This window comes from Salinisphaera sp. T31B1 (genome assembly GCF_040361275.1).
In the GTDB taxonomy this organism is placed as follows: domain Bacteria; phylum Pseudomonadota; class Gammaproteobacteria; order Nevskiales; family Salinisphaeraceae; genus Salinisphaera.
The window spans coordinates 1,514,674-1,527,774 of sequence record NZ_APNH01000001.1 but is presented as its reverse complement, the minus strand read 5'-3'; the positions used below and the strand labels follow the sequence as shown (position 1 = coordinate 1,527,774).

The 13,101-nt window shown below is 61.3% G+C and carries 15 protein-coding genes; 7 read left to right on the top strand and 8 right to left on the bottom strand.

The features are described 5' to 3' along the window. Window positions 1-280: FAD-binding protein (locus T31B1_RS06965; protein WP_353248712.1), on the top strand; the 280-nt coding region annotated here is incomplete at its 5' end. 75 nt (window positions 281-355) lie between these two features. Here T31B1_RS06965 and T31B1_RS06960 read toward each other — a convergent pair. The 6 genes from T31B1_RS06960 to T31B1_RS06935 all read right to left on the bottom strand — a co-directional run bounded on the left by T31B1_RS06960 (window position 356) and on the right by T31B1_RS06935 (window position 6,325). Beyond that, window positions 356-1,663: a TRAP transporter large permease gene (locus tag T31B1_RS06960; RefSeq protein WP_353248711.1), complete on the bottom strand. Its 1,308-nt coding sequence runs from the start codon at window positions 1,661-1,663 to the stop codon at window positions 356-358. Next, the gene (locus T31B1_RS06955) at window positions 1,653-2,174 is read right to left on the bottom strand and encodes a TRAP transporter small permease (protein WP_353248710.1); all 522 of its coding nucleotides are present in this window, start codon (window positions 2,172-2,174) and stop codon (window positions 1,653-1,655) included. Before T31B1_RS06955 ends, T31B1_RS06960 begins: the two co-directional genes overlap by 11 nt. A gap of 98 nt (window positions 2,175-2,272) precedes the next feature. Further along, the gene (dctP, locus tag T31B1_RS06950) at window positions 2,273-3,280 is read right to left on the bottom strand and encodes a TRAP transporter substrate-binding protein DctP (RefSeq protein ID WP_353248709.1); all 1,008 of its coding nucleotides are present in this window, start codon (window positions 3,278-3,280) and stop codon (window positions 2,273-2,275) included. Window positions 3,281-3,340: 60 nt separating this feature from the next. Further along, complete coding sequence (locus tag T31B1_RS06945) at window positions 3,341-4,798, bottom strand: aldehyde dehydrogenase family protein (RefSeq protein ID WP_502950922.1); 1,458 nt, start codon at window positions 4,796-4,798, stop codon at window positions 3,341-3,343. A 62-nt stretch (window positions 4,799-4,860) separates the two neighbouring features. Continuing rightward, entirely contained in the window at window positions 4,861-5,223 is a 363-nt protein-coding gene (locus tag T31B1_RS06940) for a Rieske (2Fe-2S) protein (RefSeq protein WP_353248707.1), read from the bottom strand. Between the two features lies 1 nt (window position 5,224). After that, on the bottom strand, window positions 5,225-6,325 hold the full coding sequence (locus tag T31B1_RS06935) for an amidohydrolase family protein (protein WP_353248706.1): 1,101 nt from the start codon (window positions 6,323-6,325) through the stop codon (window positions 5,225-5,227). Window positions 6,326-6,520: 195 nt separating this feature from the next. Between T31B1_RS06935 and T31B1_RS06930 the strand changes: the two genes are divergently transcribed. From T31B1_RS06930 to T31B1_RS06915, 4 genes are all read left to right on the top strand, one after another. After that, complete coding sequence (locus T31B1_RS06930) at window positions 6,521-7,438, top strand: NAD(P)-dependent oxidoreductase (protein WP_353248705.1); 918 nt, start codon at window positions 6,521-6,523, stop codon at window positions 7,436-7,438. A 60-nt stretch (window positions 7,439-7,498) separates the two neighbouring features. Continuing rightward, window positions 7,499-7,900, top strand: coding sequence for a carboxymuconolactone decarboxylase family protein (locus T31B1_RS06925; RefSeq protein WP_353248704.1), 402 nt, complete (start codon window positions 7,499-7,501; stop codon window positions 7,898-7,900). A gap of 140 nt (window positions 7,901-8,040) precedes the next feature. Beyond that, on the top strand, window positions 8,041-8,499 hold the full coding sequence (locus T31B1_RS06920; RefSeq protein WP_353248703.1) for a MaoC family dehydratase: 459 nt from the start codon (window positions 8,041-8,043) through the stop codon (window positions 8,497-8,499). A 60-nt stretch (window positions 8,500-8,559) separates the two neighbouring features. Further along, complete coding sequence (locus T31B1_RS06915) at window positions 8,560-9,342, top strand: enoyl-CoA hydratase-related protein (RefSeq protein ID WP_353248702.1); 783 nt, start codon at window positions 8,560-8,562, stop codon at window positions 9,340-9,342. Window positions 9,343-9,430: 88 nt separating this feature from the next. On the opposite strand, the gene T31B1_RS06910 is transcribed toward T31B1_RS06915, so the two are convergent. Together T31B1_RS06910 and T31B1_RS06905 are read right to left on the bottom strand one after the other, a co-directional pair. Further along, window positions 9,431-9,829 (bottom strand): four-helix bundle copper-binding protein, encoded by a 399-nt coding sequence (locus T31B1_RS06910; protein ID WP_353248701.1) that lies wholly within the window; start codon window positions 9,827-9,829, stop codon window positions 9,431-9,433. Window positions 9,830-10,019: 190 nt separating this feature from the next. After that, the gene (locus T31B1_RS06905; protein ID WP_353248700.1) at window positions 10,020-10,982 is read right to left on the bottom strand and encodes an NAD(P)H-dependent flavin oxidoreductase; all 963 of its coding nucleotides are present in this window, start codon (window positions 10,980-10,982) and stop codon (window positions 10,020-10,022) included. Window positions 10,983-11,311: 329 nt separating this feature from the next. On the opposite strand from T31B1_RS06905, the gene T31B1_RS06900 reads away from it, so the two are divergent. Further along, on the top strand, window positions 11,312-12,514 hold the full coding sequence (locus tag T31B1_RS06900; RefSeq protein WP_353248699.1) for an acetyl-CoA C-acyltransferase: 1,203 nt from the start codon (window positions 11,312-11,314) through the stop codon (window positions 12,512-12,514). Between the two features lie 229 nt (window positions 12,515-12,743). Continuing rightward, the gene (locus T31B1_RS06895; protein WP_353248698.1) at window positions 12,744-12,944 is read left to right on the top strand and encodes a hypothetical protein; all 201 of its coding nucleotides are present in this window, start codon (window positions 12,744-12,746) and stop codon (window positions 12,942-12,944) included. Window positions 12,945-13,101: the final 157 nt, after the last annotated feature.

Sequence of the window (13,101 nt, the reverse complement as noted above, 5' to 3'; positions counted from 1 at the left end):
CAAGATCGGCGCCGGCGTGGGGGCCTCGCGGGCTGCCGTCGACGCCGGCTTTGTGCCCAATGACATGCAGGTCGGCCAGACCGGCAAGATCATCGCCCCGGAGCTGTACATGTGCTTCGGTATCTCGGGTGCGATCCAGCATCTGGCCGGCATCAAGGACGCCGGCACCATCGTGGCGATCAACAAGGACGAAGAGGCCCCGATCTTCGAGGTCGCCGATATCGGACTCGTCGGGGATCTGTTCCAGATCATCCCCGAACTCGAGAACAAGGTCGGCTAGCCGGTCTTTCGACGTTCGAGCCTCTGATAAGGCCGCCCTCATCGGGCGGCCTTTTTTTGGTCGCGTTTCAGACGTTCAGTTCAGCCAGAGCGTCAAACCCGGGAACACGGCGACCAGAGTCAGCACGATGGCCATGATGCCCACATAAGGCGCCGCGCCGAGCATGATTCGCTCGAGCGATACATCCCGGACCACGCCCTGGACGATGAACAAATTCAGGCCTACCGGCGGCGTGATCAAGGCCATCTCCATATTGATGATCATCAGCACGCCGAACCAGACCAAATCCCATCCGAAACCCTGAATGATCGGCACCAGTATGGGTGTAGTTATGACGATGATCGACAGCGTTTCCAGAAAACAACCGAGAAACAGCAGGAAGAGCATGATCGCAACCAGGATCATCCATGGCGCGATCTGCAGATTGGCCACAGTGGAAGAAATGACAGGCGCGACGGCGGTCGTGGTCGCAACATACCCGAACAGCATGGCCGCGACGACGATCAGAAGTACCATCACGCTGCTGCGTGCGGTTTCCATGAATATATTGAGCAGCACGCGGCCATTCAGTTCTCGATAGATCACGCCGGACAGCAGCAGGCTCGTGATCGCGCCCAGGGCCGCCGCTTCCGTGGGCGTGGCGATGCCCATGTAGATCGACCCCAGAATCACCCAGATCAACACCGCCATGGGAATCAGTTCGAGCAACGCCCAGACACGTTTGGCCGGCGTGATCCGACCCTCACGTATACCCTCCGGCACCCGCAGCTCGCCACGCCGACGCGCCAGCCATGCCTGGTAACCGATAAACGCGCCGGCCATCATCAACCCGGGTACGACCGCGGCGATGAACAAAGAACGGATCGACTGTTCGGCAATAATGCCGTAGATGATCATCGGAATACTGGGCGGGATCAGAATCCCGAGCGTGCCGCCGGCGGCGACCGCACCGCAGGAGTCGTCGTCCCGATAGCCCAGCCGACGCATTTCCTTGACCGACAGACTGCCAATCGCGCCCGCGGTAGCTACGCTCGAGCCGGATACCGCAGCCATGATGGTGGATGCCAGCGTTGTCGCCACAAGCAACGCACCGGGTATGCCGTGCATCAGTACGGCCAGGGCGTTGTAGAGCCGTGCTCCCATGCCGGAAGCCGATATCACGGCCCCCATCAGAATGAACAATGGCACGGCGGTAAGCGTGAACTCCATCACACTGCTGTTGACCGTCGCCGCCACCAGACCCAAAGAAAACCATCCACCCTGCACGATGAGTAGTGACCCGAGGGCGACCGTAAACAGCGAGAATGCCACGGGTACGCCGACCAAGATCAGCGCCAGCAGTGCACCGAACATTGCCAGACCGAGCCAAATTTCAACCGGCATCGGTACGTCCGTCCAGCAGCGACTCCGCTTCCTCGTGTGCCGGCATCGGCCCGCGCCTGACGGTATCGAATGATTGCAGCAGTTGAACAACCAGCAATATCGCCATCCCTATGGGCAGTGCGGCATAGGGAATCCAAAGTGGCACCGCGAACAGCCCGAACGACTGCTCTCCGCTCGTCCACGCGTCGTGGCAATACAGTGCACCGAGCCAGAACAACAAGGATGTCACTCCGATGACGATCAGGTCCGATAACAACTGCAGGAGCCAGCGCAGTCGGAGCGGCAGACGTCGCGTGATCAAATCAACCCGCACATGCGCTTGTTCACGCAGCCCGTAACCGGCGCCGATGAAGGTGATGAACGCGACCAGATAGGTGTTCACATCCACGACCCAGGAGGTCGTCGAACCGAACAGCTGGCGCGCGAGAACATCGTAGGAGACCGACAGGCCGATGAACAATGCAGCCAGACCAACGACGATGCCGCTGACAGTGATTAGCTGATCAAACACCGGTCGCTTCCGGGGTACGGACATGTAACTCTCCGGCCGTGGGGCAAGGCGGCTGCAACCGCCCTGCCCCAGTGGCATGAAAACGGGTGATCGGAGATCTACGGAGCGGCGTTGACGGCCTTTTGGAGCAAGGCCTTGCCGCCCGGCACCTGTTCCTCGAACTGCGGAAAGGCAGTCTTCTGGAACAGATCACGCCACTGTTTCCACTCCGCTTCGGTCAGCTTCTGCACATCCACGCCGTTGTCGGCGAACAACTTTGCAACGCGTGCATCCTCGGCCTTGGCACCCTTGAGGGCCATCGGCTCCACGCTTTTGCCCGCCTCGACCATGATCTTCTGCTGTTCGGGCGACAAGCGTTCCCATGTGCGCATGCTGATCGCAATCGGCTCGATCGTGTAGTAGACGCCGTAGTCCTCCGGCGAGACGTAATACTTGGATACCTCGTACATCCGATAGGCTCCGAGCGAACTCGACGACGTGAGCACCCCGCCCAGCAGACTGCGCTGCATGGCGCCGTAGGTGTCCGATGACGGCATCGATACCGTGCTTGCACCGGCCTGCTGCAGCGCGTATTCCATGAACTTGCCGGCCGCTCGCAGCTTCATGCCCTTGACATCCTCCGGCGCCACGATCGCCTTGGGTCCCGAGGCAAATCCGCCGCCGATCTGGATCCAGGCCAACGTCTTGAAACCATAATTCTCGGCCTTGGCCTCAAGCTCCTTCCAGGCCTGGCTGTTGTGGAACCGATAGACATCATCGTGGCTTTCCCACAAGCCTGGCAGCAGAATCAGATTCATCTGCGGAATAGCGCCTGCCGCATAGATATACGGGTAAATGGCCAGATCAACGGCGCCACTTTTCAGTGCGACATGGGTATCCTTGGCCTTGACCAGCGACTGCGCCGGAAAAAAGCGGATCTTAATATCCCCTCCACTGCGCTTTTCAACCTCGTCGGCGAACTTCTGCGCCGTGGCAATGACGTAGTCATCCTCATTCTGAGGCCATTGATGAGCCAGCTTCAGCGTTATCGCAGCAGCCGTGGTCGGCAACGCCACGCAGACGACGACCCCGACGGCAGCCAGCGCTGCCAGCACTCGTTTGAACATTGTCTTCCTCCAGATACTCGCAATTGACCCACGGCTTCGAACGAGCCGTTGAAAGGCCGGTTATCGTGCATTTGGCTTGATCCGAACGGCCACGTTTTTCAGTTGTGTATAACCGCGCAGGGCCTCCAACCCTTTTTCGCGTCCGAAACCGCTCTTCCCATAACCGCCGAACGGCAGTTCGACTCCGCCGCCGGCGCCGTAGTTGTTCACATACACCTGGCCGCAGCGAATCTGGCCGGCCAGCCAGAGGGCTTTGTGCACGTTGGTCGTCCACACACCGGTGATCAGGCCGTAGTCGGTATCGTTTGCAATCTCGATGGCTTGCCGGGCGTCGTCGAATTCGATTACCGACAAAACCGGCCCGAAAATCTCTTCGCGGGCCAGACGATGATCCGCACTAAGGCCGTCGATCACCGTGGGCTCGAAGAAAAAGCCGCGATCCAGCGGTGGCGAGGTGGCCCGCCTGCCGCCGGTACGAATAGTCACCCCCTCTCCGCATGCGAGTTCCATGTAGGACTCGATGGTATTGAGCTGCTTCTGAGAGATGATCGGGCCTATATCGGGTTCGTCGATACCCGCTCCGAGCGTGAGGGCTTTCATGCGCTCAACGACTCGTTCGACGAACGTTTCGTGGATCGCGCGTTCCACGATCAACCGGGATCCGGCCGAACAGGTCTGGCCCGCGTTCTGAATGATGGATTTGACGACCCAGTCCGCTGCCTCGTCCAGGTCGGCGTCGGCGAACACGATATTCGGTGACTTACCGCCCAGTTCGAGCGTAACCGGCGTGACGTTGCCGGCCGCCGCTCGCATAACGGCAATACCGGTCGGTACCGAGCCGGTGAACGTGACATGGTTGATGCCTGGGTGTGCCGCGAGTGACGCACCGACCCGCGGACCGGTGCCGGTCACAATATTGACCAGGCCGCTCGGCCATTCGGATCGCTCGATCAGCTCGGCGATCTTCAGCGCAGTCACCGGCGTTTCGTCGGCCGGCTTGAGCACGACCGCGTTGCCCGCCGCCAACGCTGGAGCCAGCCCGCGAACCGCGATCTGTAGCGGGTAGTTCCAAGGCACGATATGCGCGGTGACCCCGAGCGGTTCCCGCAGCGTGTAGTCCAGCAGATCGGGGCGGACCGGGATGGTTTCACCGAGCAGCTTGTCCGCGACGCCGGCATAGTATTCACAATAGCGTGCGGCCACTTCGACGTCGGCACGCGACTGGGCCAACGGCTTGCCGGCGTCGAGTGTTTCCCAGCGCGCCAGTTCATCGGCATTGGCCCGGATATCGGCAGCCAAGCGGTTGAGCAATCGTCCGCGCTGGCTCGGCAGCATATCCTGCCATTGCTCGGATTCGTACGCCGCACGTGCGGCATTTACCGCGCGGTCGACGTCATCTGCGCCGGCGCTGGGGACCACCGTCAGTGGTTCGCGCGTTGCCGGATCGATGCTCTCCATCGTTTGCCCATCGGCGGCGTCGACCCACTCGCCACCGATGAACATCTGCATGTGCTCCATTATGCGAACTTCCCTTTTGACACAAACACCCGCCGGCCGTGCCGGCATCGGGCTGCTACCGTCTACATCTGCAGATAGACGTAGTCGTTCTCGACCCGAACGTTGTAGGTCGTCGCGCGTCGGTCGCTTACGCCGAAAAGGCATTCGCCCGTCCGCAGATCGAATTCCCAGCCATGCCAGGGGCATTTGAGCACCTGCTTGTCCATGCCGTACTTCAGCTCCCCCGCCTTGCAGGTGGGCAGCATCGTGCCTTCTACCGTTCCGCGTGCCAGGGGCGCACCGCGATGTGGGCATCGATTGCGTACTGCAAACAATTCTCCGTCGACCTTGAAGATGCCGACCGGCCGACCCTGGACTTCCGTGATCAGTGCTTGGTCATCGGGGATTTCGGAGATATGGGCCACGCGATGTTCCGACACCGCCATGTCACGCCTCCGCCATCGCGCCGAGCCCGAACAGCTCGGCAGCGTTGTCATAGAAGATACGCTGCTTCATCTCCGCCGGTATGCGTCGATAGGCCAGCTTGGGCGAATCCGTGTCCCAATGCGGGTAGTCGGTACTGAACACAAGCGTCCGCTCGGCGTGCATCATTTCCAGTATCTGCGTCAGATACTCCTCTTTCTCGGGCTCTTCGGCGGGCTGGCTGGTAAAACGAACCTGATCGAGGATGTAGTGACTGGGTTCTTTTTCCAGCCAAGGCACTTCGCGCCGGAACTCGCGCCAGTTCTGATCGACCCGCCACAGCAAATGTGGCACCCAGCTGTAACCGAACTCGGCGGCAAGCACCTTGAGCTTCGGGAAACGAACGAAGACCCCTTCGAATAGCAGGCTAGCGATGCTGCCCATCGCGATCTCGGGAAAGATCGTGTGACGCTCGATATAGGTCGTGGGAAAGCCACCGGCGAAATGCAGGCTGGATTGAAACCCGCCCTCGGTGCCGGTCGGATGAATCAGGATCGGCAGACCCAGTTCTTCGGCGGCTTCGTAGATCGGATAGTAGTGACTGTTGCCCATCAAAATATTGAGCAATGGCATGAATACCGCGACCACACCTTCTTCGTGACCGATCCGCCGAATTTCCTCGGCCGCGGCCAACGGTTCGTGGGGCGCAACGCACATGGCCAGACGATACCGAGAGTCGACCGGCAGCCACCGGTCGCGAAAATAATCGTTGAAGGCGCGCGCCAAGACGACCGCTTCACCGCTGTTGGGTAGCGCGACCAGCTTTCCAGCCTGAATCGAAGACATGACCGCATATTCGATATTATTCGGATCCAGATGCTCGGTCTGCATGAACACGGGGTCCGAGCCGCCGGCGCCGCCGCCGGGCGGCGTGGCGTCACGACGAATCGACGTCGCGCCAGCCAACGGCGGGCGCAGTGGGTGGTCCGGCAACGTCGACCGCTTGCCTTCGAAGCGCTTCTGCCATGCGCGCCCCAGATAGGGCATCAACCCTTCGATATCACCATTGATCCAAGGGTGCACATCGGAATCGATGATCGCCGACGCGGGATGATCGTTACCCATCCTCTCCTCCTAATTATTTGCACCGGCGCCGTCAAAGCGGCGATCTGTGCCGCTCGCGGGGTCTGTTTGCCACGCGGCCGATTTTTGTCTGTTGGGCATTGACAATACCCGCATGGTAGTGTTTGTCAACCATACACCGTATACGGTGTACTTATACCTTTGGCCTATTGCCAGTCCGCGCTCAAGCCTTTTTATATGCCGCTTGGCCACACGTACTACACACTGAGAAGAATCATGACAGACCATATCGGGTTGATCGGCCTTGGCAATATCGGCGCTTCGCTATGCCGACATCTACTGGCCAGCGACTACGACATCACGATATTCGATGTCAGTGCACAGGCCCGAGCGCAGTTCGCAGACAGCCGGGCGCACTTCTCTGACACGGTGGCCGAGTTGGGCGAGCGCGTCGACGTAGCGATCCTGTCCTTGCCGAACTCCGACGTAGTCGAACAGGTGATTTTCGGGGATGACGGACTCGCTGACGCCATGGCTGCCGATACGGTGATCATCGACATGTCCAGCTCGCGCCCGGCTTCTACGCGTGAAATCGCACACCGCCTAGCCGAACGGCGGATCCACATGCTCGATGCGCCGGTATCGGGCGGCACCATCCGTGCTGCACAAGGTACGCTGACCATGATCTGCGGCGGCGCGCCGGACGTGTTCGACCGCTGCACGCCGGTGCTGCGTACCTTTGGCTCCGAGATCATTCATGTCGGCCCCAGCGGCGCCGGCCACCTGGCCAAGGCCATCAACAATCTCGTTGCAGCGACGACCCTGGCCAGCGCATGCGAGGCCGTTCAGATGGGCGCCGCGGCCGGGCTCGCGCCCGAGAAGCTGATTGAGGTCATCAATGCAAGTAGTGGCCGCAGTGTGTCCACGGAATTGAAGTTTCCCCGCTATATTCTCAATCGCCGTTTCGATGACGGTTTTGCGATCAGTCTCATGGATAAGGACGCACGTATCGCGCTCGATACCGCCGCCGAGCTTGGCCTGGACACCCCGATCGGAACCACCGTGGCTTCGTTGTGGAAGGACGCGGTGGACGCCGGCTTCGGCCCCAAGAGCCATACCGCAATCTACGAATATCTTGAAACTCGCGGTGACTAGAGCCGCTCACCACTCTCCCCTGGCGGTACCGCACCGCCTATTCAACACAGGCAGGAACAGATGGCGACACAGGAAGAAAAACAGGCGTATATCGACGACATGGCACGCAAGCGTGGCTACGTGTTGCAGTACCATAAGGTCATGGCCGCGCAGGACTACGACGTGTTGCAAGCGGCCAACGGTTTGGTCAATGCAGCCTATCTGAAACCGCGGACGCTCGATGCCAAGACCAAGGAGCTCCTGTTCATCCTGAGCCTAACCGTCATGCGCGCACGAAAAGCGCATATTCAGGCTCATATAAAAGTCGCACTGGATCTGGGATTGAGCAAGGAAGAGATTCTCGAAGCGATCGAGATCGCCCTGCCAGAGGCTGGCGTCGTTGCCTTTCAGGAAGGCTTCGAAGCCTGGCTCGAGGTGACCGGCGCACAAGGCATCGAGCCGACCGTCGAAGTCCATCAGTAAACCAACGCTCGCCGCTGGCATTCATCGGCTTACCGGGCCAGGATTTCATCTTTTACCGCGCGGCCTCATCGCCGACGCACTCGTTTTCGCGCTGGACCCGCTCAACGCGACACAGCGCCCTATCAGATCAAGGACCAACCATGCGCACCATCGAAAACATCGACGCCCTGAGCAAACTCGTCGGTCAGGAGCTGGGCACCAGCAGCTGGATGGAGATCGACCAGGATCGCGTCAATATGTTCGCCGACGCGACCGAAGATCACCAGTGGATCCACGTGGACGTCGAACGCGCCAAGGCCGAATCGCCCTTCGGCGGACCGGTGGCACACGGCTTTCTCACCCTGTCGCTGTTGCCACCGCTCAAGGCCGACGTATTCAAGGTTGAGGGCGTGACCACGCGGGTCAACTACGGACTCAACAAGGTGCGCTTCATGGCGCCGGTGCTGGTGGGCTCGCGGGTACGCGCACGCATTACGCTCAAGTCCATCGAGCCGCGTGGCGAAGGCCGTTACATGGTCTGTAACGAAATCACCATCGAGATCGAGGGTCAGGACAAACCCGCCTGTCTGATCGAAGGCCTGACGCTCTATATTCTGTAAGCTGTCGCATTCAACCCGGCCGGGTTTGGCCCGGCCGGATCGACCGCAAACGGAGTTCGCATGAGTGCGCTTGAAATGCAAAGCGGCCACGTCCGCGTCCAAGTCGAGCAGTCCCTGCTGCATGTCACCCTCGACCGCGCGGACAAGCGCAACGCCCTGACCCGGGTGATGTACGAGGATCTCACCCGGGCGGCAGAACACGCCGGCTCGGACGATGAGATCCATGCCCTGCTGATCGATGCAGAAGGCGATATGTTCTGCGCTGGCAATGATATTGCCGATTTCGCAGGTGCGACGGAGGAAACACGCGAAGCCGGCAGCGCCGGCCCGGCGCTGACGTTCATCCGCTCGCTGATGGCACTGGACAAACCGATCGTGATCGCCGTCCAGGGTCAGGCGACCGGTATCGGCACAACCATGCTGCTGCACGCCGATCTGGTGATCGCAGCCGACAACGCCCGCTTTTTCACTGCGTTCATCGACCTGGCATTGGTGCCGGAGGCCGGTTCGAGCCTGCTGCTGCCGGCGATCATCGGCCGCCAGAACGCGGCGCGTCTGCTTCTCGCCGGTGATGCGCTGACTGCAGAGGAAGCCTTGCGCATGGGCCTGATCGCCTATTGCGTGCCTACCGATACGCTGGCAGAACAGGCCATGACACTGGCCGAGAAGCTCTGTGCCAAGTCGCCCACGTCGATGCGCTATACCAAACAACTCATGCGGACCGGCATGGGCTCGGACGATCTGTCCGGCCAGATCGATCGCGAGGCCGAGCGCTTCGGCGAACGACTGTTCTCGGATGAGGTCCGCGCCATCATGAACAAGTTTCTCAAGCGCAAAGGCTGAGCGGCGCAGAACGCGCTGAAGCCAGACACTAAAAAAGCCCCTGGCCGATGCCAGGGGCTTTAATACAACCTGGATTCGACCGAGGTATTCAGTCGATCAACCCAAGTAGGCGATCGCAGGCGGCAGCACACTCGTTGCATGCCTTCGCACATTGCGCACAGTGGGCATGCTGCGAGCCATGCTGCTCGCAGTGTTGGGCACACTTCTGGCAAGCATCGCGACAGGCCTTGACCTGGGTGGCCGCAGGCGAGTCGTTGAACGCGGTCTGACGCGACAGCACGCGTGCGGTCGCGGTACAGATGTCGGCACAGTCCAGATCGGTGCGAATACAGCCCCGCAGTTCGGCAACCGCCTCTTCAGACAAACAGGCATCGGCACAGGTGCTGCAGTGCTGGGCACAGTCGAAACAGGCGGCAATGCAAGCCGCCAGCTCGTCGTCGAACGCCAGCGGGCTCGGGTGGGTCTTGAGCATTGCTTGTGCGGCCATGACAGGCTCCGTATTGGCAAGTGATCAACGGCATTGCCTAGCTGTCGGCACCTTTCGAGGCAGCACGAGTAGTCCGCATCGACAGGCCAATCAGCCGGCGTTGCCGCGGCCAGATTAAACGTGCCGGACCGCCCGAGGGTATATGGGTACTGCTACGGACCGGTTGCCACACAGTGGCCCGAGCGCAGGTTCAGCGGGGCAGCCGAGCCATCGCAGCCCGGTATTCCGCATCCAACTGGTCGATGATCTCGGCGGCCGGGCGGATCGAGTCGATATTGCCTACGCCCTGCCCGGCGCCCCAGATATCCTTCCATGCCTTTTTCTTCTCCTCGCGGTCGGTGCCGAAGGTCATGGCATCCTTGCCCGACTCGGGCAGGTCGTCCGGGTCCAGGCCGACGTTCTCGATCGAGCCGCGCAGATAGTTGCCGTGCACGCCCGTGAACAGGTTGGAATAGACGATGTCCTTTGCGCTGGAGGTCGTCACCATCTCCTTGTAGGCAGGCGCGGCATTGGATTCGTTGCTGGCGACGAAGCGCGTGCCCATATAGGCGAAGTCCGCGCCCATGGCCTGAGCGGCCAGAATATGTTCGCCGCGCGTGATTGCACCCGACAGTACCAACGGGCCGTCCCAGAAACGACGAATCTCGGAGACCAGCGCGAACGGGCTGAGCGTGCCCGCATGCCCGCCAGCGCCCGCGCAGACCACGATCAGGCCATCGACGCCGGCCTCGATGGCCTTTTCTGCATGACGGACGCTGATCACGTCGTGAAACACCTTGCCGCCGTAATCGCGGGCCACCTCGATCGCCGGGTGCGGCGGTCGCAGGCTGGTGATGATGATCGGGACCTTATAATCGGCACAGACTTTCAGATCCTGTTCCAAGCGATCGTTCGAGCCATGCACGATCTGGTTGACTGCAAACGGCGCGATCTTCGCGTTCGGGTCGGCCTCGCGGTCGGCAGCCAGCGTCTCGGTAATTCGCTCGAGCCAGACCGGCAGCTGATCGGCCGGCCGTGCGTTCAGCGCCGGAAACGCCCCGATGATGCCCGCCCGGCACTGGGCGATCACCAGATCCGGGTTCGACAGGATGAACAGCGGCGCGCCAATGACAGGCAGACGCATCCGTGTCCCGAGCTCCTCGACCAGCGACATGAGGTGTCCTTCTTATTGACCAATGGAACAGCCGGTGCCCAAGCCGGCACCGTACAAGACGGTTGAAGCTAGCAAATAACGCGGGTTAATGGAATTGCGTTTTGCACGCGCACCACTGTATGGCCACCACGGCTGGACGCGTACGCCTGCCAGGCTCGACCTGTCGCCTGCCGTGTTGTTGACGGGCCGTACCGCGATTCACATACTGCGGTCGAGTCCGTTTTCGAAAGAACATTCCAAAAAACATACCGCGTATGTCACCGACGTTCGGCAGGGCCTCGTCCGCTCGCCGGCTCGTGCCATGTTCGCGCGGTCTTCGAGGAGTTCCCATGCGTCAAGCCGTCATCGTATCCACCGCCCGCACGCCGATCGGCAAGGCCTATCGCGGCGCCTTCAACGACACTCAGGCACAGGCCCTGGGCGGCCATGCCATTGCCGAAGCCGTCAAACGCGCACAGCTCGAAGGCGCCCAGGTCGATGATGTGATCATGGGCGCGGCCCTGCAGCAGGGCTCGACGGGCCAGAACGTGGCACGCCAGTGCGCCCTGCGGGCCGGCCTGCCCACATCCGTGCCCGGCATGACCATCGATCGCCAGTGCGCCTCCGGGCTGATGGGCATCGCCACCGCCGCCAAGCAGATCGTCACCGATCGCATGGAGGTGGTCGTCGGCGGCGGGCTCGAGTCCATCTCGCTGGTCCAGAACGAGCACCAGAACACCTTCCGTGCCCGCGACCCGTGGCTGGTCGAGAATCAGCCGGACATTTATATGTCGATGCTTGAAACGGCCGAGATCGTCGCCGATCGCTACAATATTTCCCGTGACGCCCAGGACGAATACGCCTACCAATCGCAGATGCGTACCGCCGCCGCTCAGGAGGCCGGCCGTTTCGACGACGAGATCGTGCCGCTGACCACGGTCAAGAAAGTCCAGGACAAGCAGACCGGCGATATCAGCGATGTCGAAGTCACGCTCGACAAGGACGAAGGCAACCGCCCCAGCACCACGCTGGAAGGCCTTCAGCAGCTCAAGCCCGTGTTCAAGAACGGCCAGGAAGTCGCCGAAGGCCGGTTTATCACCGCCGGCAACGCCTCGCAGCTGTCCGACGGCGCATCGGCGAGCGTGCTCATGGAATACGGCGAAGCCCAGCGCCGCGGACTGCAACCACTGGGCGCCTATCTCGGCATGGCGGTGGCCGGCTGCGACCCGGACGAAATGGGTATCGGCCCGGTCTTTGCCGTGCCGAAACTGCTCAAACGCTTCAATCTGAAGATCGACGACATCGGCCTCTGGGAGCTCAACGAAGCCTTCGCCAGCCAGTGTCTGTACTGCCGCGATGAGCTGGGCATCGACCCGGACCTGTACAACGTCGACGGCGGATCGATCGCCATCGGCCACCCCTACGGCATGTCCGGCGCACGCATGACCGGCCATGCGCTGATCGAAGGCAAGCGCCGCGGGGCCAAGTATGTCGTGGTAACGATGTGCGTCGGCGGCGGCATCGGCGCCGCCGGTCTGTTCGAGGTTTTCTAGATCGAGCCGAGCATCCACCGGATCAGGCCCGCGTACCCCTCGAGGGCCGCGGGCCGGTCGGGCACACGTGGCAGCCCGGTAGCTGCACCCCCGGCAGCACAATCGACACGTCGCGCGTGCTGTCCATTCCCTGTCCCAGCCCAGACGCAATCACCGTACCGCTACGGATTGGGGCTAGTGGCAGCGTGCCCTTACCATCGCGGTCCGTTTCGCAAACACACGATGATCTATGTCCACGAACCTCACCGACTGGCAGACGCTCGAACGCGACGACACCCGCGGCTACGAAATCATGGGCCGCGAAGTCGAAGCCGGCTGGGAAGTCGAAGTCCGTTTCGACAACGAACAAGCCCCCAAGCGCCCCGACAATACCCCCAAGACGCGGGAAGAAGCCATCAAGACAGGCCAGGAACTGGCCAAGATGGGCTGACCCTCGACTTGTTGCCCGAAGCGGTCTATCCGCTATCACGCGATAGGCCGCTGACACCGCACTGAAAAGCACGCCCTCTTCCGGCCGCTACCGCTGCGCCTGACCGCCGGCCTGTCGTGTTCACAGCTACCGCTTGTATCAACCAAGCGCGACACTC

Bases quoted from the DNA above. Each gene is read 5' to 3' on its own strand.
- T31B1_RS06960 (WP_353248711.1), bottom strand. From the start codon at position 1,663: ATGCCGGTTGAAATTTGGCTCGGTCTGGCAATGTTCGGTGCACTGCTG.
- dctP (WP_353248709.1), bottom strand. From the start codon at position 3,280: ATGTTCAAACGAGTGCTGGCAGCGCTGGCTGCCGTCGGGGTCGTCGTC.
- T31B1_RS06945 (WP_502950922.1), bottom strand. From the start codon at position 4,798: ATGGAGCACATGCAGATGTTCATCGGTGGCGAGTGGGTCGACGCCGCC.
- T31B1_RS06940 (WP_353248707.1), bottom strand. From the start codon at position 5,223: ATGGCGGTGTCGGAACATCGCGTGGCCCATATCTCCGAAATCCCCGAT.
- T31B1_RS06935 (WP_353248706.1), bottom strand. From the start codon at position 6,325: ATGGGTAACGATCATCCCGCGTCGGCGATCATCGATTCCGATGTGCAC.
- T31B1_RS06930 (WP_353248705.1), top strand. From the start codon at position 6,521: ATGCCGCTTGGCCACACGTACTACACACTGAGAAGAATCATGACAGAC.
- T31B1_RS06925 (WP_353248704.1), top strand. From the start codon at position 7,499: ATGGCGACACAGGAAGAAAAACAGGCGTATATCGACGACATGGCACGC.
- T31B1_RS06920 (WP_353248703.1), top strand. From the start codon at position 8,041: ATGCGCACCATCGAAAACATCGACGCCCTGAGCAAACTCGTCGGTCAG.
- T31B1_RS06915 (WP_353248702.1), top strand. From the start codon at position 8,560: ATGAGTGCGCTTGAAATGCAAAGCGGCCACGTCCGCGTCCAAGTCGAG.
- T31B1_RS06910 (WP_353248701.1), bottom strand. From the start codon at position 9,829: ATGGCCGCACAAGCAATGCTCAAGACCCACCCGAGCCCGCTGGCGTTC.
- T31B1_RS06905 (WP_353248700.1), bottom strand. From the start codon at position 10,982: ATGTCGCTGGTCGAGGAGCTCGGGACACGGATGCGTCTGCCTGTCATT.
- T31B1_RS06900 (WP_353248699.1), top strand. From the start codon at position 11,312: ATGCGTCAAGCCGTCATCGTATCCACCGCCCGCACGCCGATCGGCAAG.
- T31B1_RS06895 (WP_353248698.1), top strand. From the start codon at position 12,744: ATGTCCACGAACCTCACCGACTGGCAGACGCTCGAACGCGACGACACC.